Below are 19,007 nucleotides of genomic sequence, written 5' to 3'. Positions count from 1 at the left end.
GCCATGTTTCAGTTTTTAAAAGCTCCGGCCAGCGCGCCGCTTATCACCGACAAGCAGGAAGTGGACGCCCTCTACCGTTACTGGCGGCGGCATATTTTGCTGACTATCTGGCTCGGCTACGCGCTGTTTTATTTCACGCGCAAAAGCTTTAACGCCGCGGTGCCGGAAATTATCACCAGCGGTGTGCTGACCCGCAGCGATATTGGCCTGCTGGCGACGCTGTTTTACATCACCTACGGGCTGTCGAAATTTGTCTCCGGTATTGTTAGCGATCGCTCCAACGCCCGCTATTTTATGGGTATCGGGCTTATCGCCACCGGCGTGGTTAACATCCTGTTCGGCTTCTCAACCTCGGTCTGGGCCTTTGCCGTACTGTGGGCGCTGAACGCCTTCTTCCAGGGCTGGGGCGCGCCGGTGTGCGCCCGTCTGCTCACCGCGTGGTATTCGCGCAACGAGCGCGGCGGCTGGTGGGCTATCTGGAACACCGCGCACAACGTCGGCGGCGCGCTGATTCCGATCGTCATGGCGGCGGCGGCGCTGCATTACGGCTGGCGCGCCGGGATGATGATTGCCGGTACGCTGGCGATCGTGGTGGGCGTTTTTCTGTGCTGGCGGCTGCGCGACAGGCCGCAGGCGATTGGTCTGCCGCCGATTGGCGACTGGCGGCACGATGAATTGGAAATTGCCCAGCAGCAGGAGGGCGCGGGGTTAACTCGTAAAGAGATCCTCACCAAATATGTGTTGCTTAATCCATATATTTGGCTGTTGTCGCTGTGCTATGTGCTGGTGTACGTGGTGCGCGCGGCGATCAACGACTGGGGCAATCTGTATATGTCGGAGACGCTCGGCGTCGATTTGGTCACTGCCAATACCGCCGTGACCATGTTCGAGCTGGGCGGCTTCATCGGCGCGCTGGTTGCAGGTTGGGGCTCGGACAAGCTATTCAACGGCAATCGTGGGCCGATGAACCTGATTTTCGCCGCCGGAATTTTGCTCTCCGTGGGCTCGCTATGGTTGATGCCATTCGCCAGCTACGTGATGCAGGCGGCGTGCTTTTTCACCACCGGCTTCTTCGTCTTTGGCCCGCAGATGTTGATTGGCATGGCGGCGGCGGAGTGCTCGCACAAGGAGGCGGCGGGCGCAGCGACCGGCTTTGTCGGCCTGTTTGCTTATCTGGGGGCATCGCTCTCCGGCTGGCCGCTGGCGAAGGTGATGGAAGTGTGGCACTGGAGCGGATTCTTTGTGGTGATCGCCATCGCGGCCGGCATCTCAGCACTGCTGTTGCTGCCGTTCTTAAACGCCCAGGCACCGCGCGATCTCAACGAAGCGTGATGCACCTCACCTTTTTGCCCCGAGTGGCGTAAAACTAAGAAATTTTCCCGGTTTCACCTGGACGCTGTCTCAGGCGTGTCTCCCGGCTGATTTTTACAATGCCTGCCATTCGCAGGTAAAAAAATCAGCTCGGGAGTGTCAAATGCTGGCCTTTCTCAACCAGGTGCGCAAGCCGACCCTGGATCTGCCGCTCGATGTGCGGCGCAAAATGTGGTTCAAACCGTTCATGCAGTCCTATCTGGTGGTCTTTATCGGCTACCTGACCATGTACTTGATCCGCAAGAACTTCAACATCGCGCAGAACGACATGATCTCCACCTACGGGCTGAGCATGACGCAGCTGGGGATGATTGGCCTGGGATTCTCCATCACCTACGGTGTGGGTAAAACCGTGGTTTCCTACTACGCGGACGGCAAAAATACCAAGCAGTTCCTGCCGTTTATGCTGATCCTCTCCGCCATCTGTATGCTTGGCTTCAGCGCCAGCATGGGCGCGGGGTCAACCAGCCTGTTCCTGATGATCGCTTTCTACGCGCTGAGCGGCTTCTTCCAGAGCACCGGCGGCTCGTGCAGCTATTCCACCATCACCAAGTGGACGCCGCGCCGTAAGCGCGGTTCCTACCTCGGCATGTGGAATATCTCCCACAACCTCGGCGGCGCGGGGGCGGCGGGCGTAGCGCTGTTCGGCGCGAATTACCTGTTCGACGGCCACGTCATCGGTATGTTTATCTTCCCGTCAATTATTGCCCTGATTGTCGGTTTTATCGGCCTGCGCTACGGCAGCGACTCCCCGGAATCTTATGGCCTCGGTAAAGCCGAAGAGCTGTTCGGCGAGGAGATCAGCGAAGAGGACAAAGAGACCGAAGAAAATGAGATGACCAAATGGCAGATCTTTGTTGAGTACGTGCTGAAAAACAAAGTGATCTGGCTGCTGTGCTTCTCCAACATCTTCCTGTACGTGGTGCGTATCGGCATCGACCAGTGGTCCACCGTCTACGCTTTCCAGGAGTTGAAGCTCTCCAAAGAAGTGGCGATTCAGGGCTTTACCCTGTTCGAAGTCGGCGCGCTGGTCGGCACGCTGCTGTGGGGCTGGCTCTCCGATCTCGCTAACGGTCGTCGCGCGCTGGTGGCCTGCGTGGCGTTGGCACTCATCATCGCGACGCTCGGCGTATACCAGCACGCCAGCAACCAGTACGTCTATCTGGCGTCGCTGTTTGCCCTCGGCTTCCTGGTGTTCGGTCCGCAGCTGTTAATCGGCGTTGCCGCCGTCGGATTTGTACCGAAAAAAGCGATCGGCGCGGCGGATGGCATTAAAGGCACCTTCGCCTACCTGATTGGCGACAGCTTCGCCAAGCTGGGTCTCGGGATGATCGCCGACGGCACACCGATTTTCGGCCTCACCGGCTGGGCAGGCACCTTTGCCGCGCTGGATACCGCCGCCATTGGCTGTATCTGCCTGATGGCCATCGTGGCCGTGTTTGAAGAACGTAAAATTCGCCGCGAGAAAAAGATTCAACAATTGAAAGTTGCTTGAGTTAAGTGTGCATTGGTAACTTTTGCCCGCCATAATGGCGGGCTTTTTTATGCCTGAGACTGACAGAAGGTATTATAAGCCTCGATAAATGCCTTAGCATTTGCGGCTGTTTGGTGGATAGATTGTCCGGCACGATACAGATCGCTGCCTAAGCCGGCACCGAAACAACCTGCCTTCAGGTAATGGGACAAATTGTCTGGCCTAATTCCGCCCACGGCATACAAAGGGACTTGAGGAGGCAAAACGGCTTTTAATGCCCGGATGTAATTCGGTCCCAGTTCCCCCGCAGGGAAAATTTTCAATCCGTCCGCGCCATGCCGGAATGCAACAAATGCTTCGCTGACTGTTTGGCAGCCGATGCAGGTCGTCATTTTGGCCGCTCGCGCAGTATCAATTACTTCCGGATCGGTGTTGGGCGTAAGGATAAATGCACATCCCAGCGAAGAGAGTGTGCTGACATCACTGACATTGGTGACCGTTCCGGCACCGATTTTTACCGTATGACCATAATGTTCCACGGCAAGAGCAATACTACGTTGCCAGTCTGGTGAATTCAGCGGTATTTCTATTGTGCTGAATCCGGCTGTAATAAGTGCATCAATATGGGCCAGCACTTCATCGGGCTTCACCCCACGTAAAATAGCGACCAAAGGGTTACGACTATTCATTTAAAAGTCTCCTGATACCATTAACAAATGCGTTTTCACCATTACAGAGCCGACAGCGATAACCGAAATGATGAAACAGGCGTTGATAGCGGCTGAGCAAATCGTCATTGCCCACCAGAATGACTTCTTCTTCAGTGTTAATGGCATAATGCTGTAGCATTTGTGCTATTTCATGGCCAATCAATAACCCTGACAGAGATTCGTAAAGCGAATCAGGTAACAACGCATGGGTGAGTATTCGGGCTCTCAGATCAAATAGGCTGCGGGATAAACATGTTTCCTGCCAGCCGCGTTCGGCTCCTGCTAAAAAAGCCTGTTCGTTCGTGTTTTGCTCCCCGGCGTTTTTTCCAACGATGGAGTAACGTGAAAGTAAGTGGAAAAACTCGCCAGTCATGATGGTTTGAAAATCGCAGACGTTACTCTCTTGTACCTGCACCCATTTGCTGTGTGTTCCAGGGAATACGTACCAGTTCTCATCAGCTAAGGCGCCAAAAAGCTGAGTTTCCTCTCCACGCATGACGTTGTAGTTTTCTGGCCCGGTAATTTGCAGGCCTGGAACGATGAAAGTGGGAAAAGGGCCGGCATCTTCAACCTTTGTTAGATGCTGTGATAATGCACTTAACGGGGTTGGACAATGTAAATAGTGGCTATCTACCCACCCGATATTACTGCCCACCATTCCGCTCATTATGACGGTTGTATCTTTGCTTAATGGCCGGGGACACAAACTGAGCAGTGTGAGCCAGGTGTCTTTGAATACACCTGGTTGATGTTTGAGTACCCCATTCTGACTGGCGTGTTGCCAGACACATTGATTATGTTGATAGACCCAAATGCGCAGGTTAGTTGAGCCCCAGTCTACGGCAATGAAATTCTCTGAATTGAACATACATCGTTCCTGATGTTGAAAGATGGCCCGTAAACGGGCCAGATTCAGGCGGACTATTCGTCGGTAATGACCATTTTTTTATCAAAGTTGATCAGCAACGAGCAGATGAGATAACCCACCGCAGCCAGCGCAAAGAACATCATCGCTGCGTAATAGTTCCCCGTGGATTGCACCAGGAAACCGATAAAAATAGGCAGGATGGCTGCGAACAAGTTACTGGTGAAGTTCATAGTTCCACAAATGGTGCCTGCAACTGATTGTGCGCCCAGCAGTCCGGGTATTGACCAGTAAACGCTGGCCCATCGCAGGGGAAAAAGGGCAATAGTGAGCAAGGTAATTGCGACGGCTGGCGTCGAGCTTTGTGCGCAAAGGAAAATACCTACACCAGCGGTGGTAGCCGAAATCGCCAACATCGTATGCATAACGCGGCTTGTTTTTGCCCCTTTGCTGCGCCATTTATCCATAATGTAGCCGCCAGTCAGTTGGCCGACAAAACACAGCAGGAAGATCAGCGCCATTGCTCCGCCCATCGATTTGATATCAAAACCGTAGGTGGCCTGGAAATAGAGCGGTAGCCATGTCATCAGGCCATAGAACACGAAGCTATAGCAGACCCAGCCACAGATAAGTGCAATCACATTACGTTGTTTCAGGTAAGGTTTGATATCGGCCAGACGGTATTTCTTGCTACTGGTTTCAGCACCGTTTGCCGCAACAATATGGTCTAGTTCAGCTTTATTGATGCTGGGGTGTTCTGATGGATAAGTGCGGATGTACCACCAGGCCAGTAAACCGACAATCATTGTTCCCACACCAGCCACCACGAATGCCATACGCCATGAGTCGAAAAAGGCAATAAGTCCGGCGATGATCACCGCACCCAGCGCCGTACCCAATGGCGCGCCGCCATCAAGTAGCATCGAACCACGTCCACGTTCGGTTGGCGTTAACCATGTGCCCATTAACTTCGCGCCGGCGGGCATGATTGGAGATTCAGTGACGCCTAACCCCAGACGAGAAAGTGAAAGGGTGAAAATGGAGTGACACAGAGCCGCTATGGCTTGAAATGCTCCCCATAAGATAGTGGCCAGGGCAATGATATTTCTGGCTTTGAATTTATCAGCAATGACCCCACTAGGAATTTGCATTAATGCATAAGCCCAGAAAAAGGCACTATGAATCACACCAACAACGCGAGTATCGGTAATACCAAATTCATCTGTAATATAAGGCATGGCAATAGAAAGAGAGGTGCGGTCAATATAGTTAATAGCACCTAATAAGAGCATAATAATAAATATGCGCCACCTTACTGTTGTTGCCTTTAATTTTTCTTCTTCAGTATTTACGTTAACAATAGACATAAGGGCTCCTTGCCATACTCATAATGAGTATGGCGGTACGAGGTATTATTATCTTGTGGAGTGTTACATTATGGAGCCAACAGTCCAGGGGACGAATTCTTGACTGCCATAGCCAAATTCCTCACTCTTCGTTTTTTTACCTGATGCCATCTCAAGGATCATCTGGTAGATACGTTCACCGACTTCTGCAATGGATTCTTCCCCCTCGACAATGGTTCCGCAATTAATATCCATATCCTCCTGTTGGCGTTGCCAAAGCGCATTATTGGTAGCCAGCTTCAAGCTTGGGGTTGGCTTGGAACCAAAGGCAGAACCTCGACCTGTGGTGAAACACAGAAGATTTGCTCCTCCGGCGATTTGCCCCGTAACGGCAATAGGGTCATATCCAGGGGTATCCATAAAGACAAAACCTTTCGCGGTTACCGGTTCTGCATACTCATACACTTCTGTCAGATTGGTTGTACCCGCTTTAGCAATACCACCAAGTGATTTTTCCAGAATTGTCGTCAGTCCGCCGACTTTGTTACCCGCCGAGGGGTTATTGTTCATTTCACTTCCGGTGCGGCGACAATACTCTTCCCACCAGTGAATGCGGGCAATGAGTTTTTCACCTATCTCGCGAGAAATGGCGCGGCGGGTAAGAAGATGCTCTGCACCATAAATTTCGGAGGTTTCAGATAAAATCGCTGTTCCGCCTTGTTGCACCAGTTTATCTACCGCATAGCCCAGAGCTGGATTGGCTGAGATCCCGGAATAGCTGTCGGAACCGCCACACTCCAGCGCGAGTATGATTTCTGATGCCGGGATAGGTTGGCGTGTTACCTGGTTAGCAACGGGCAACATTTGGTTAACCAGGGAAATTCCTTTCTCAATGGCGTGACGTGTACCGCCCACATCCTGAATGGTATAACTGTGCATCATGGGGCCATCGGCCAGTCCATGGGCGTTCATCATGTCTTTAATTTGACTGGATTCGCATCCCAGTCCAACAATGATTACTCCGGCAAAGTTGGCATGGGTGGCATAACCGGCCATCGTACGTCTCATGACGTCCATTGATTCACTTTTAGAGCCAATAGCACAGCCAAAACTTTGTGGTAATGACACCACGCCATCAACATTCGGGTAATCTGCAAGACCCTGCAGACGGAAGTGATCCTCAATAGCTCTTACGACCGTGGCACTACAGTTTACGGAGCTTAAAATACCGATGTAATTACGTGTAGCTGCACGACCATCGGCGCGTCGGATACCCATAAAGGTATCCTGTTGAGGGGCTGGGGAGGGTGAATGGCAATCTTCGCCCCAGGCATAGTCGCGTTCGAAGTCACCCATTCCCAAATTATGCATGTGGATGTGTTCGCCAGGCTTAATGGGCTGAGTTGCGAAGCCAATAATTTGCCCATAACGTCTGACCGCATCGCCAACACTCAGTGCATGCAGGGCGATTTTATGCCCTGCGGGAATATCACTGAGTACCGTAATGTGCTCTTCTTCAAGCCGGGTGCCTGCGGGGACAGCCTGCCTTGCGATAACCACATCATCTTTGGGATTCAATTTTAATACAGGGTTGATGTTCATTATCTTTGCTCTCATGCTGGTTTATACCGCAATACGGGATAAAATATTTTTAACCTGTTCTCTTTTTTCTTCATTTAACGGTAATGCTGGCGGGACAACTGCAGTTGATATATCCACGCCACTTAATTTAATGGCGGTCTTGATAACGGCAAAGAACGGTTGTTCTAAGGCATATAAAGGTGATAACCCGGCAAGTTGTTGTTGAAGTGCTTTGGCGGTAGCAAGATCGTTCTGCTGAACAGCCTGATAAATTCCGCGTGTAATATGAGGCGCAAAGTTAAATGTTGCCGGAATGCCGCCATGTCCACCGAGTAATAATGTATCAAGCAAATATTCGTCATAACCGCTAAAAATGATAAACTCTGGGCGGAAACAGTGAACCTGATTGATAACTTCCCTGGTGTGGCTAATGTTATCAATTGTATCTTTAATGCCAACGATATTTGGTACTTCGCGGGCAAGGCGAGTGATAACGTTTAAACCAATATCCTGGCCAGTTAGTTCTGGAAAATTATATAAGAAGACGGGAATGCTTAGCGCTTCAGCGATTCGTTTGTAATGCGTAAAGCGGGCCTCATCGCTGAGTTTTGCATAATAAGGATTGACTACCAGTACTCCTTTTGCGCCCGCGTTTTCAGCATGCTTTCCAAGTTCGATAGTTTCCGCTGTGCTGGCGCAGGCGATACCAATAAGAACAGGAACCCTACCAGCAACATGCTGCAGGCTAAACTCTGCAATTTGCTTTCTTTGTTCGGACGAGAAATGGGAAAATTCGCCGCCACTGCCCAGAATGAGCATTCCGTCGGCACCATTGCTAATCACATGGTCAATCATTACTGCCATTCCTGCGCGATCCAATTCACCGCTTTCGTCAACGATAGTCGGCACTGGTGGGAAGATGCCCTTAAAAATGTTCAACATTGCCACTCCTTTAGTTCTGTATATGGAACTTATGTTCTGTATATTGAAGTTAGTACAGCAAATATCCAAATCGTTCGTCAACGTTTTTTGCAGAACAAATGAACAACTGTGAGATGGATCGGGTTTGTGGGTATAAAATTTAGGTAATAGAGCCCAGTTTGCGTATGTGCAAAAAAGCCGCATTCCTGAGAAAAGTGATTGCGGTATACTGTGCAGAGTCTATGAATAAAAAAGATTAATAGCGCATGAACCAAGACATTACGACCTCTGTTCCCGCATTGGATAAGACAGTAAAAATCTGTAATTATCTTTTTAACTCCCCAGGAGCGACGTTCAGTCAGATTCAGCAGGATCTGGCATTACCAAAAAGCAGCACGTCTTCCCTGCTAAATGCACTGGTTGCGCATCATCTTTTGCGCCTGGAAAAGGGACGTTTCTTTTTGGGCTTGAAGCTGTACGAATGGGGAAATCGTTCGTTGGAACAATTTGATATTCGTAATGCAGCACTTCCTGTTTTGGAAAAACTGCGTCAGCAAACGGATCTGACCTGTCACTTAGGTATATTGGATGAAGTCGCGCCAATTTATCTTATGAAGTTGGAGAATACCCAGCCGATTGGCATTCGGACCTGGGTTGGTAAAAAATTACCGATGCACAGCTCCGGTGTGGGGAAAGCGCTTTGTGCCTGGTTGCCGCAGGACAAAATCGATGAACTGTTGCCTGAGGAAGTGTTGCCACGGTATACCGAAACCACCATTACCAGCAAAAAAGCATTAATGAAGGAATTTGCCAGAATCCGCGAGCAAGGCTGGGTCTTTGATAACGCCGAAGACTCTCCTGGCATCTATTGCATTGCCGCACCGGTTTTTAACCGTAATAAAGACGTGATTGCGGCAATAAGTATCAGCGGCGTTGAATTACAAATGCCAAAAAATTGTATTCCACAATATTCGCAATGGGTGCGCGAAGCCTGTCAGTCCCTTTCGGAAAAATTAGTTTAAGCGGCGGTATCGTCATTAATGATTTGGATAATGCTGGCCACGTTGGTGGTTGTTTTTGTAGTGGGTTTTCGGGTGCTGACGTCTGGATCACGACGGGCCATTCGCCGTCTGAGTGAGCGACTGAATATTGATGTGGTACCGGTAGAATCGATGATTGATCAGATGGGAAAAGTACAGGGTGAGGCGTTTTTACAGTACCTGCACCGCCCTGAGGAATCGCATCTGCAAAATGCCGCCCAGGTATTGTTAATCTGGCAAATCGTCATTGTCGACGGTAGTGAGCAGAACCTGCTGCAGTTGCACCGTCTGCTACAAAAATCTCGCCTGGCCGCCCCGATCACCGACGCGCAGGTGCGCCTGGCGCTCGGGTTTCTACGTGAAATGGAGCCGGATATGCAGGAACTTAACGCGTTCCAGATGCGCTATAACGCCTTTTTCCAACCTGAAGATGGCGTGCACTGGCTGCACTGATAGTGATGCCTGATAAGGCGACGTCGCCATCCGGCGGTGAGAGTTGTCAAAACGTTAAATACGTCACACTTTTAATGTTACAATGCGTAACTTTTCTACAATAACCCCACGCAGGTAACAAAATGAGTGACGCTGTTGAACAAAAATCCCGCGCTGAGGTAAATACCCGGCCAAACTGGTCGGCGGTATTCGCCGTGGCGTTCTGTGTTGCCTGCCTGATAACCGTTGAGTTTCTGCCCGTTAGCCTGCTGACGCCAATGGCGCAGGATCTGGGCATTTCGGAAGGCGTTGCCGGACAATCAGTGACCGTGACGGCGTTTGTCGCCATGTTTGCCAGCCTGTTTGTGACGCAAATTATCCAGGCGACCGATCGTCGCTACGTGGTGATCCTGTTTTCGATTCTGCTGACGCTTTCCTGCCTGCTGGTTTCATTTGCTAACTCTTTTACGCTACTGCTGATCGGTCGTGCCTGTCTGGGGCTGGCGCTCGGCGGGTTCTGGGCGATGTCAGCGTCGCTGACTATGCGTCTGGTTCCCGCGCGTACGGTGCCGAAAGCGCTGTCGGTGATCTTTGGCGCGGTGTCCATCGCGCTGGTGATTGCCGCGCCGTTGGGAAGCTTTTTGGGCGGCATCATCGGCTGGCGCAACGTGTTTAACGCGGCGGCGATAATGGGGGTGTTGTGTACCATCTGGGTGGTGAGAGCGCTGCCTTCGCTGCCGGGCGAACCTTCGCATCAGAAGCAAAACATGTTCAGCCTGCTGCAGCGCCCCGGAGTAATGGCCGGGATGATTGCCATCTTCATGTCCTTTGCCGGGCAGTTCGCCTTCTTTACCTATATTCGCCCTGTCTATATGAATCTGGCGGGCTTTGATGTTGATGGCCTGACGCTGGTGCTGTTGAGTTTTGGTATCGCCAGCTTTGTCGGGACGTCGTTCTCTTCGGTGATTCTGAAGCGCTCGGTCAAACTGGCCCTGGCCGGTGCGCCGCTGGTGCTGGCGCTCAGCGCGCTGGTCCTGATTTTGTGGGGTAGCGATAAAGTGGTTGCCGCGGGCATTGCAATAATCTGGGGGCTGGCGTTTGCGTTGGTACCGGTCGGTTGGTCGACGTGGATCACCCGCTCACTTGCCGATCAGGCAGAAAAAGCCGGATCCGTTCAGGTCGCCGTGATCCAGCTTGCCAATACCTGCGGGGCTGCGGTGGGAGGCTACGCGCTTGATAACCTCGGACTGCTGTCGCCCCTGATGCTCTCGGGCAGCCTGATGCTGCTGACAGCGCTTCTGGTTACGATGAAGGTCAGGATTCAGTGAAAACAGTTGCCGGATGGCGCATCGTTTTCAGTCAACACTGTCATCCGGCAACTTAATCAATCAAAACCATTATTTTCGGCGGTATGGGCAAACCATTCGCCGCTCTTTTTCACCGTGCGTTTTTGCGTTTCTAAATCCAGCTGGACAAAACCGTAGCGGTTTTTATAGCCGTTGAGCCATGACCAGTTATCAATAAAGGTCCACATATGGTAGCCAAGGCAATGACAGCCTTCGCTAATGCCTTTATGTAGCCATTTCAGATGCTCAGCAACAAATTCGATACGGTAGCTGTCGTTAACTTGTCCTTCCTGAATAAAGCGCTGTTCGTTTTCTACACCCATACCGTTTTCTGAAATAAAGCAGCGTGGGTTACCGTAATTATCGCGAAGATTGGTAATAATATCGTAAATACCCGGCTCATAAATTTCCCAGCCGCGGTAAGGGTTCATTTTACGCCCCGGCATTTCGTAGTAATCAAACAGCCACTCCGGCATAAACGGCGCATTCGGATTGACTGCCGTATCGCGACATTTCACACGACGCGGCTGATAATAGTTAATCCCCAGCAGGTCGATTTTGCCGTCGGCGATCAACTGCGCATCGCCTGGCTGGCAGGCCGGAAGCTGATCGTACTCTTTCAGCAATGCCACCAGGTCAGCTGGATATTCCCCTTTCAGCACCGGGTCGAGGAAGCTGCGGTTAAACAGCAGGTCCGCATGGTGCGCGGCTTTGACATCTGCCGGATGCTGCGAGCGCGGATACGAAGGCGTCAGGTTTAATACCACGCCAATTTCACCGTCATGGTTTGCATCACGATACGCCCGCACCGCCGTCGCATGCGCCAGCACGGTATGGTACGCCACGGTGGCCGCACGTTTGAAATCCAGCACGTTAGGGTAATGGAAGTCATACAAATAACCACCTTCTACCGGAACAATCGGTTCGTTGAAGGTGAACCAGTGCTTAACGCGGTTGCCGAACAATTTGAAACACGTCTGTGCGTAGTGGCCAAACGCCTCGACCACTTCACGGTTTTCCCAGCCGCCTTTTTCCTGCATCCCCATCGGCATGTCGAAGTGGAACAGGGTGATAAATGGCGTTATGCCTTGCGCCAGCAGCTCGTCGATGACGTTATTATAGAAATCGACGGCCTCAGGATTAACCTCACCGGTGCCGTCCGGGATCAGGCGTGACCAGCTCAGAGATGTACGGAAGCTGTTGTGTTTCAGCTGCTTGAGCAGTGCGATGTCCTGTTTCCAGTGCTGATAAAAGCCTGAGGTGTTCGCCGGGCCAACCCCCTGATGGAAACGACCTGGCTGACGGTCGAACCACACATCCCACGTGGTCTGGCTTTTACCGCCGTTCAGGCTATCTCCTTCGGTTTGTAGCGCCGAGCAGGCACTGCCCCACCAGAAGTTTTCAGGAAAACGGTATCGCATATTGTTGCTCCATTGCTATTTATCTGTTCTGGCAACAATACGTGTTTTTACGATACAGAAACCGGTTACAGTGCTCATTTTACAACATAATGGCTATAAATCCGGGCATTCCACTTTGCCAAGTGCTTCCCAGTAGTTGTTCTGATTGTTTCTTTGTATTGCCAGAATGGCTTCGCGAATGTGCTGTTGATTGCGCGTATCAGCCATAATTGTTTTTTCCCATATCTCATCTGACGGCGACCCTTGCGGGGTGCAAATCTTACGTAAGTCATTCAGCACGGTATTTTTTTCGTGTACAGCCTGCAGACCGCCATACGCTGAGTCGGCTTGCGCCAGAGCGGGTAGCGTTAAAAGGACGGCAATAATCGGAAAAATGGCTCGTTTCATGATAATAATCCTTGTTGTCTATGCGCATCATCTCAAGAGTAAGTGTAGACGGCATACGACTCACTCATCAGCCTGTGTTAATGCCTAAAACTAAATCAGCCAGACGTTGTAGTTTTTCAGGAGGATAGGATGCAAATACAGATTACCGATACGATTACCGAAGACGATCAAAACGCGCTGCTGAGTGGATTGCGTGCGTACAATCGCCAGTTTCTCAGAACCACCAATTTTGGCGACCTGGCAGTGTACTGGCGCGATGAGCACAATGAAATTCTGGGCGGGTTGATCGGCAAAATTAAAGGCGAATGGCTGTGCATTGAGTTTTTATGGATGCATGATTCGCTGCGTAAAGGCGGTTACGGCACAAAATTGATGCAGGCGGCGGAACAAACCGCGCGTGAGAGAGGGTGTCTGCATGCGCTGGTGGATACGATGAGTTTCCAGGCGCTGCCGTTTTATCAGAAAAACGGCTATCAGCTGCAAATGACCCTCGATAACTTCCCGGAAACCGGTGCCGCGCGCCATTATTTGTCGAAAACGTTTTGATGACCGGAAGGTCTGGATGCCGCCTCACTTTCTTGCGCAGCAGAATAGTGTATGTTCTGAACAATCATTTATTTCTTAAGCGGTAAAGAGATGAGACGGATTGAGATAATACTAGGAGAGCTGGAACGGCTGACGCGAGGACTGAATCTTGCCCAACTGGCGCAGGAAACGGCGTTCACCGCGGAGGCCATCGGCTTTAATCTTGGGCTGGCGCGAAACTCGGTCAGTAAAGATCTCAATCAACTCTGGAATGACGGTCTGGCGATTAAAAGTCGCGGACGCCCGGTATTCTTTCTGCATCGTCAGGCGATTGAAACGCTGCTGGGACGCAAACTGGATGAGTCCGAGCGCGAAGTGCAAACCGTGGCCGATCTGTTGCCTGTTCAGGAAGCTAAGGCGACAGATGATCCCTTTTTCGGCCTGATTGGTTACGATCGTAGCCTGCGTGATGCGGTGGAAAAAGGTCGCGCGGCGGTGCTTTATCCCCACGGGCTGCACGTTCTGCTGACCGGTCCTTCCGGTGTGGGCAAAACCTTTTTTGCCGAACTGATGCACCGTTTTGCCTGCGAACGCGCAACGGGAACACCGCCGCCGCTGGTCTATTTTAACTGCGCGGAATACGCCCATAACCCGGAGCTGCTCTCGTCCCATTTATTTGGCCATCGACAGGGGGCCTTTACCGGCGCAAATGAGAATAAACCGGGTCTGGTCGAGCAGGCTGACGGCGGTTATCTGCTGCTTGATGAAGTGCATCGCCTGCCGTATGAAGGTCAGGAAAAGCTGTTCTCAATTCTCGACAAAGGCGAATACCGACCGCTCGGCTCAAGCGCCGTGGCGCGTTCTATTTCGGTCCGTCTGATTTGTGCAACCACCGAACCGGTCAGCTCGGCGCTGCTGCGCACCTTCCAGCGACGTATTCAGGTGTGTATCGACTTACCCGGCATCCGCCAGCGCTCGGTGGAAGAGCAGGTTGAGCTGATCGTCGGCTTTTTACAGCGTGAGAGCCGCAAAATCGAGCGCACGATAAGCATCGATCGTACCCTGCTGCTCTGGCTGCTGAACAAGCCGCTGGAAGGCAATATTGGTCAGCTCAAGAGCGACATTCAGTTTCTCTGCGCCCAGGCCTGGGCCTCGGGGATGACGGAACACAGCGATACGCTACAGCTGGATAAACGTCTGGCAGAAATGCCGTTTAACGCCACGCCGGAACAACGTCTGCTGGTGGGAGCGCTGTTCGAAGGTAAAGAGCATCTGAGCATCGATGCCCGTACGCTGCCCGCACTGAAAAATTCGCTGGCGACCGGAGCTGAAATAGAAGAGAGCGATCTCTTTTACAGCTTCCTGACCCGGGAATATATCAACCTGCGTAACAGCAACGTACCGCCAGCCGAAACTCTGGCGATACTAAAAAATAAACTCAGCTCGATTTTTGAATACGGTCTCTACAGCCGCGACAGCGTGGCGCATCCCCCGCGCTATGGCGATCAGATTGAAGAGCGCGTGACGCTGCTGATCGGCTGCGTTGAGCAAGTGCTTGGCTTCACGCTGCCGGAGAATCTGGTTAACCCGCTGCGCAAACACTTTCTGGCGCTGATTGGCTACGTGCAGCGCGGGCTTATTCCCCAGCTTTATTCTTCCAGCCTGATCCTCGATCGCTGTAAAGATGAATACGAAAACGCCACGCTGTTATGCCGAAAAATCAACGAACTGCTGCATATTCAGTGTCCGGCGACGGAGGTGGTCTGGCTGTGCCTGTTCCTCAAAGAGTGTCGGCATTACCGCCAACGAATTGATGCCAGCCCGGACTGTGGGGTGATTTTGATTGCTCACGGCGCGACGACCGCCACCAGCCAGGCGCAGTATGTGAACCGCGTGCTGGAGCGCGAGCTGTTCAGCGCTATTGATATGCCTTTCGAGCAGTCGGTGCATGATACGCTGGAAGCCCTGACGCAGATGATCCAGGTGCGGCAATATCGCCGACTGATTCTGATGGTGGATATTGGCTCGTTGGTCCATTTTGGCAGCACTATCAGCAAATTATTCCAGATAGATGTTCTGCTGATGCCGAACATTACGCTCACCAGCTTGTTGGAAATAGGACTGGATTTAAGTTATGAAACCAGTGACTTACCGCAGCTGGCGGCATTAATGCAGAGCAAAAATATTCCCTGCCAGCTCTGTACGCCGCAGCAGGAAAACAGCGGCAAAGTGCTGGTCATCTCCTGTATCACCGGTATGGGTACGGCGGAAAAAATCAAAAAGGTGCTGGAGGAGAGCTTCGGTGAGCTGATGTCGCAGGACACGCGGATGGTGATCCTCGACTACAACGAAGTCCGCAGCCTGGAGCGCGTTCAGCAGGCGATTAACGCCAGCGAGCGTCTGGCGGGGATCGTTGGCACTTTCCAGCCGGGACTGCCGGATATTCCGTTTATCTCGCTTGAGGAGTTGTTCTCAGAGCAGGGACCTGAACTGGTGCTCAGCCTGCTGACGCCAGATCTCTCCAGCAGTGAACGCCGTCTGGAGATGGAACGCAGCGCGATGCGTTTCATCAGCGCGTTGACCATGGAAAGCATCATTAACCATATTTCGGTGCTCAACCCGCAGCGCATTCTGAAAGAGATGGAAGGGGTGCTGAATCATCTGACCACCGCGCTTTCGCTGAAACCGAGCCGTCAGGTGACACTGCGCTTCCTGATCCACTGCTGCTGTATGGTTGAGCGTATCGTGATTAACCGCAAACCGTTACAGATGGCGTTAGAGAACAAGCCGGATCTGGATATCCGCGCGTTTAGTGTCATTAAATCTGCTTTCCTGCCGATCGAAGAGGCCTATGCCATTCGCTTATCGGACGCGGAATATTTTTATATCTACGAACTGCTGTATAGCTAATCTCTTGTCTGGTGGGGCTTTGCGCCCCGCCTGCATCCACTACTCCCCCGCGTGACACAAATTCTGGCACAGCCTTTGCTCTGTTTACCTATGTCTATGTAATCGAGCCAGGAGGCCATTTTGACTACCACTGAATCCTTGCCCCAGATCCTGCTGCTGACCCATGGCGGCTGGGGGCAACAGCTTTGCAACAGCCTGCGCATGGTGATGGGCGAAATCAAAGGCGTGACGGAAATTGCGCTGATGCCCGTTGATACGCTCGGCGAGTTTTATCAGCGCGTTGAAGCCGTGGTGAAAACCATGCCGGAAGGTTCACTGATCCTGACCGATTTTATTGGCGGCACCACTTCTAACGTAGCGGCGCGGCTGAGCGCTGATTACCCGGTGGCAGTGATTTCCGGGCTGAACGCCTCTTTGTTACTGGAGGCGCTGGACAAACGCGAGCAGGGCCAACTGACCACCTGTGTGGCCGAACTGGTTGAGGCCGGGCGTAGCAGCTGCCTGGACGTTGTTGCTCACGTACGTCAATTACAACAATCACAATAAGGATTAAACATCATGGCAAACATCGTCTTATGTCGTATCGATAGCCGTCTGATTCATGGACAGGTTGTGACTAAGTGGGTTGGACAATCTCAGGCAAACCGGATTGCGGTGGTTAGCGATGAGCTGGACGCCGACCCATTTATGAAAAATATCTACCTGATGGCAGCGCCGCCAAATATCAAAGTGGATTGCTTCGGTAACCAGAGTTTTGCCGCCGCATGGAAAGAAAATCAGCTTGGTGACGGCAAGGTTCTGGTGCTGTTCCCCTCTCTGGCGGCGGTTCAGGAAGCGGTCCAGTTGGGGTTTGATGTCACCACCATTCAGGTCGGTGGACTGGGCGGTGGGCCAAACCGCAAAGCGGTATTCCAGAACATCACGCTGGATGAAAAAGACGTCGGCATTCTGAGTGACCTGAAAAATCGTGGGATTCAGGTGTTCTTCCAGACTATCCCGGAAGATAAGCCGCAGTCGCTGGACGATATCCTGAAAAAATTCTAATCCTTTGATAACAGGGTAAAAAACTATGGATACTTTAGTTTTCGCAAGCCTGATGGGGTTGTATTACTGGTTTGCCCGATTACGCCTTGGCTACACCTTTTCCGCCATGCTGCTACAGCCGGTGGTGATTGCCGTATTCGTTGGCCTGCTGTTAGGCAATATGGAAACGGCGATGATCATTGGCGCAGGTATGCAACTGGTTTACCTCGGCGTGACCTCTACGCCGGGCGGCAACGTCCCGTCGGATCCGGCGCTGGCTGCCTGTATTTCAATCCCTATCGCCGTGAAGGCCGGAATGGACCCGAACCTGGCCATCGCACTGGCGATCCCGTTTGGTGTTATCGGTGTGTTCCTCGACCAGTTGCGCCGCACGTTAAACGCCGCGTGGGTACATATGGCCGACAAGCACGCGGAAACGGCCAATATGGCGGGCATTATGCGCTGTGCGTTCCTCTACCCGGCATTACTCGGGCTGGTGTTGCGTTTCCCGGTCGTCTTCGCCGCTAACTATTTTGGTCAGGACGTGGTGGAAAGCTTCCTGAAGCTGATGCCGCACTGGCTCACCCACTCTTTTGAAATTATGGGCGGCATTCTGCCGGCGCTGGGCTTCGCCATCACCATTATGGTGATCGGTAAAAAGAGCCTGCTGCCGTGGTTTATCGGCGGATTCTTTGCGGTGCTGTACCTGAAGGTGGACATCATGGCGATGGCGATCTTTGGTACCTGCGTGGCCTTCCTGATTAAAGGTCTGGCGAAAAATGAAGGAGCAGCATGATGAGCAGCGACGTAATGCAGCATGAACTGGTCGAACGCGCACGGGAAAGCGGCGCGCTGACCAAAGCAGACATCACTAAAGCCTGGTTTATCTACTGGCTGGGCGCGGAAGTTTCCAGCTCCTATGAGCGTTTGCAAAGCCTGATTTTCTGCGCCTCGATGACGCCGATCATCAAAAAGCTTTACCCGCAAAAAGAGGAGCAAGTGGAAGCGCTAAAACGCCATCTGAACTTCTTCAACTCTGAACAGACGTTCGGGGCGGTGATTCAGGGGATCTCCATTGCGATGGAGGAGCAGAAAACGCGCGGCGAGCCGATTAGCGACGCTTCGATCACTGGGATTAAAACTGGCTTAATGGGGCCACTGGCCGGGATGGGCGACTCCATCATCTGGGCCGCCGTTATGCCGCTATTAATCGCTATTTTCATCCCATTCGCGGCCAATGGCAGCGCGATGGGCGGAATTGTACCGTTAATTCTCTATCCGGCTATTACGCTGGCAATCAGCTACGGCATGGTGCACAAAGGCTATACGCTGGGGCGTGACTCGATTATCGGTCTGCTGCAGGGAGGGCGGATTAAGGAGCTTATCTACGGTGCGAACGTGCTGGGTCTGATCATGATGGGCGCGCTTTCCGCGAGCTACGTTAAGATCACCACCCCGCTAAAACTCAGCGCCCTGAAAGGCTCTGAAGTGGTGGTCCAGCAAATTCTCGACTCTATTGCCCCCGGCCTGTTGCCGCTGGCGGCGGTGTTCGCCATCTATTTTTATCTGGTGAAGAAAGGACCGCGTTACACCACGATTCTGCTGTCGATTGTGGCGCTCAGCGTGGTTTGTTCGCTGTTGGGAGTGCTGTAAGC

General features: G+C 52.1%; 18 protein-coding genes. 11 read left to right on the top strand and 7 right to left on the bottom strand.

The window, feature by feature from the left end; genetic code table 11:
- Positions 1-3: 3 nt before the first annotated feature.
- Positions 4-1,332, top strand: a complete 1,329-nt coding sequence (locus tag FDW96_RS14630) for an MFS transporter (protein WP_137365881.1) — start codon at positions 4-6, stop codon at positions 1,330-1,332.
- Positions 1,333-1,474: 142 nt separating this feature from the next.
- Positions 1,475-2,866, top strand: a complete 1,392-nt coding sequence (gene uhpT / locus FDW96_RS14625) for a hexose-6-phosphate:phosphate antiporter (RefSeq protein WP_038635654.1) — start codon at positions 1,475-1,477, stop codon at positions 2,864-2,866.
- A gap of 47 nt (positions 2,867-2,913) precedes the next feature.
- Here uhpT and FDW96_RS14620 read toward each other — a convergent pair whose 3' ends face one another.
- The 5 genes from FDW96_RS14620 to FDW96_RS14600 all read right to left on the bottom strand — a co-directional run bounded on the left by FDW96_RS14620 (position 2,914) and on the right by FDW96_RS14600 (position 8,289).
- Entirely contained in the window at positions 2,914-3,534 is a 621-nt protein-coding gene (locus tag FDW96_RS14620; protein WP_038635651.1) for a 2-dehydro-3-deoxy-6-phosphogalactonate aldolase, read from the bottom strand.
- Positions 3,527-4,423, bottom strand: coding sequence for a 2-dehydro-3-deoxygalactonokinase (locus tag FDW96_RS14615; RefSeq protein WP_137349162.1), 897 nt, complete (start codon positions 4,421-4,423; stop codon positions 3,527-3,529). The genes FDW96_RS14620 and FDW96_RS14615 overlap by 8 nt, the downstream gene beginning before the upstream one ends.
- Positions 4,424-4,476: 53 nt before the next feature.
- Positions 4,477-5,787, bottom strand: coding sequence for an MFS transporter (locus tag FDW96_RS14610; RefSeq protein ID WP_042311494.1), 1,311 nt, complete (start codon positions 5,785-5,787; stop codon positions 4,477-4,479).
- Positions 5,788-5,850: 63 nt separating this feature from the next.
- Positions 5,851-7,368, bottom strand: a complete 1,518-nt coding sequence (locus FDW96_RS14605) for a UxaA family hydrolase (RefSeq protein WP_170974714.1) — start codon at positions 7,366-7,368, stop codon at positions 5,851-5,853.
- 21 nt (positions 7,369-7,389) lie between these two features.
- Positions 7,390-8,289, bottom strand: a complete 900-nt coding sequence (locus FDW96_RS14600) for a dihydrodipicolinate synthase family protein (protein ID WP_137365880.1) — start codon at positions 8,287-8,289, stop codon at positions 7,390-7,392.
- Between the two features lie 245 nt (positions 8,290-8,534).
- Here FDW96_RS14600 and FDW96_RS14595 point away from each other — a divergent pair, with 245 nt between their 5' ends.
- The 3 genes from FDW96_RS14595 (at position 8,535) to nepI (ending at position 11,068) form a co-directional block, all read left to right on the top strand.
- Positions 8,535-9,290: an IclR family transcriptional regulator gene (locus FDW96_RS14595; protein ID WP_042311500.1), complete on the top strand. Its 756-nt coding sequence runs from the start codon at positions 8,535-8,537 to the stop codon at positions 9,288-9,290.
- A gap of 18 nt (positions 9,291-9,308) precedes the next feature.
- Positions 9,309-9,761 (top strand): DUF1198 family protein, encoded by a 453-nt coding sequence (locus tag FDW96_RS14590; protein WP_137365879.1) that lies wholly within the window; start codon positions 9,309-9,311, stop codon positions 9,759-9,761.
- A gap of 122 nt (positions 9,762-9,883) precedes the next feature.
- A complete protein-coding gene (nepI, locus tag FDW96_RS14585) occupies positions 9,884-11,068 on the top strand; it encodes a purine ribonucleoside efflux pump NepI (RefSeq protein ID WP_137349159.1) in 1,185 nt (394 codons plus the stop codon).
- Positions 11,069-11,124: 56 nt separating this feature from the next.
- Here nepI and FDW96_RS14580 read toward each other — a convergent pair whose 3' ends face one another.
- Positions 11,125-12,507, bottom strand: coding sequence for a glycoside hydrolase family 1 protein (locus FDW96_RS14580; RefSeq protein WP_137365878.1), 1,383 nt, complete (start codon positions 12,505-12,507; stop codon positions 11,125-11,127).
- 93 nt (positions 12,508-12,600) lie between these two features.
- Positions 12,601-12,894 carry a YicS family protein gene (locus FDW96_RS14575; protein ID WP_137365877.1) on the bottom strand — a complete coding sequence of 98 codons (294 nt, stop codon included), beginning with the start codon at positions 12,892-12,894 and terminating at the stop codon, positions 12,601-12,603.
- 129 nt (positions 12,895-13,023) lie between these two features.
- Here FDW96_RS14575 and FDW96_RS14570 point away from each other — a divergent pair, with 129 nt between their 5' ends.
- From FDW96_RS14570 to FDW96_RS14545, 6 genes are all read left to right on the top strand, one after another.
- Positions 13,024-13,440, top strand: coding sequence for a GNAT family N-acetyltransferase (locus FDW96_RS14570; protein ID WP_061380876.1), 417 nt, complete (start codon positions 13,024-13,026; stop codon positions 13,438-13,440).
- 90 nt (positions 13,441-13,530) lie between these two features.
- Positions 13,531-16,329 (top strand): transcriptional regulator DagR, encoded by a 2,799-nt coding sequence (gene dagR, locus FDW96_RS14565; protein WP_137365876.1) that lies wholly within the window; start codon positions 13,531-13,533, stop codon positions 16,327-16,329.
- A gap of 120 nt (positions 16,330-16,449) precedes the next feature.
- Positions 16,450-16,875, top strand: a complete 426-nt coding sequence (locus FDW96_RS14560) for a PTS sugar transporter subunit IIA (RefSeq protein ID WP_061380878.1) — start codon at positions 16,450-16,452, stop codon at positions 16,873-16,875.
- 12 nt (positions 16,876-16,887) lie between these two features.
- Positions 16,888-17,373, top strand: a complete 486-nt coding sequence (locus FDW96_RS14555) for a PTS system mannose/fructose/N-acetylgalactosamine-transporter subunit IIB (RefSeq protein WP_003023959.1) — start codon at positions 16,888-16,890, stop codon at positions 17,371-17,373.
- A gap of 25 nt (positions 17,374-17,398) precedes the next feature.
- Positions 17,399-18,148: a PTS sugar transporter subunit IIC gene (locus FDW96_RS14550; protein ID WP_003023960.1), complete on the top strand. Its 750-nt coding sequence runs from the start codon at positions 17,399-17,401 to the stop codon at positions 18,146-18,148.
- Complete coding sequence (locus tag FDW96_RS14545) at positions 18,145-19,005, top strand: PTS system mannose/fructose/sorbose family transporter subunit IID (protein WP_162267365.1); 861 nt, start codon at positions 18,145-18,147, stop codon at positions 19,003-19,005. The genes FDW96_RS14550 and FDW96_RS14545 overlap by 4 nt, the downstream gene beginning before the upstream one ends.
- Positions 19,006-19,007: the final 2 nt, after the last annotated feature.

The organism is Citrobacter sp. TBCS-15, from assembly GCF_005280815.1.
GTDB classification, from domain to species: Bacteria; Pseudomonadota; Gammaproteobacteria; order Enterobacterales; family Enterobacteriaceae; genus Citrobacter; species Citrobacter werkmanii.
This window is presented reverse-complemented; position numbering and strand designations above follow the sequence as displayed.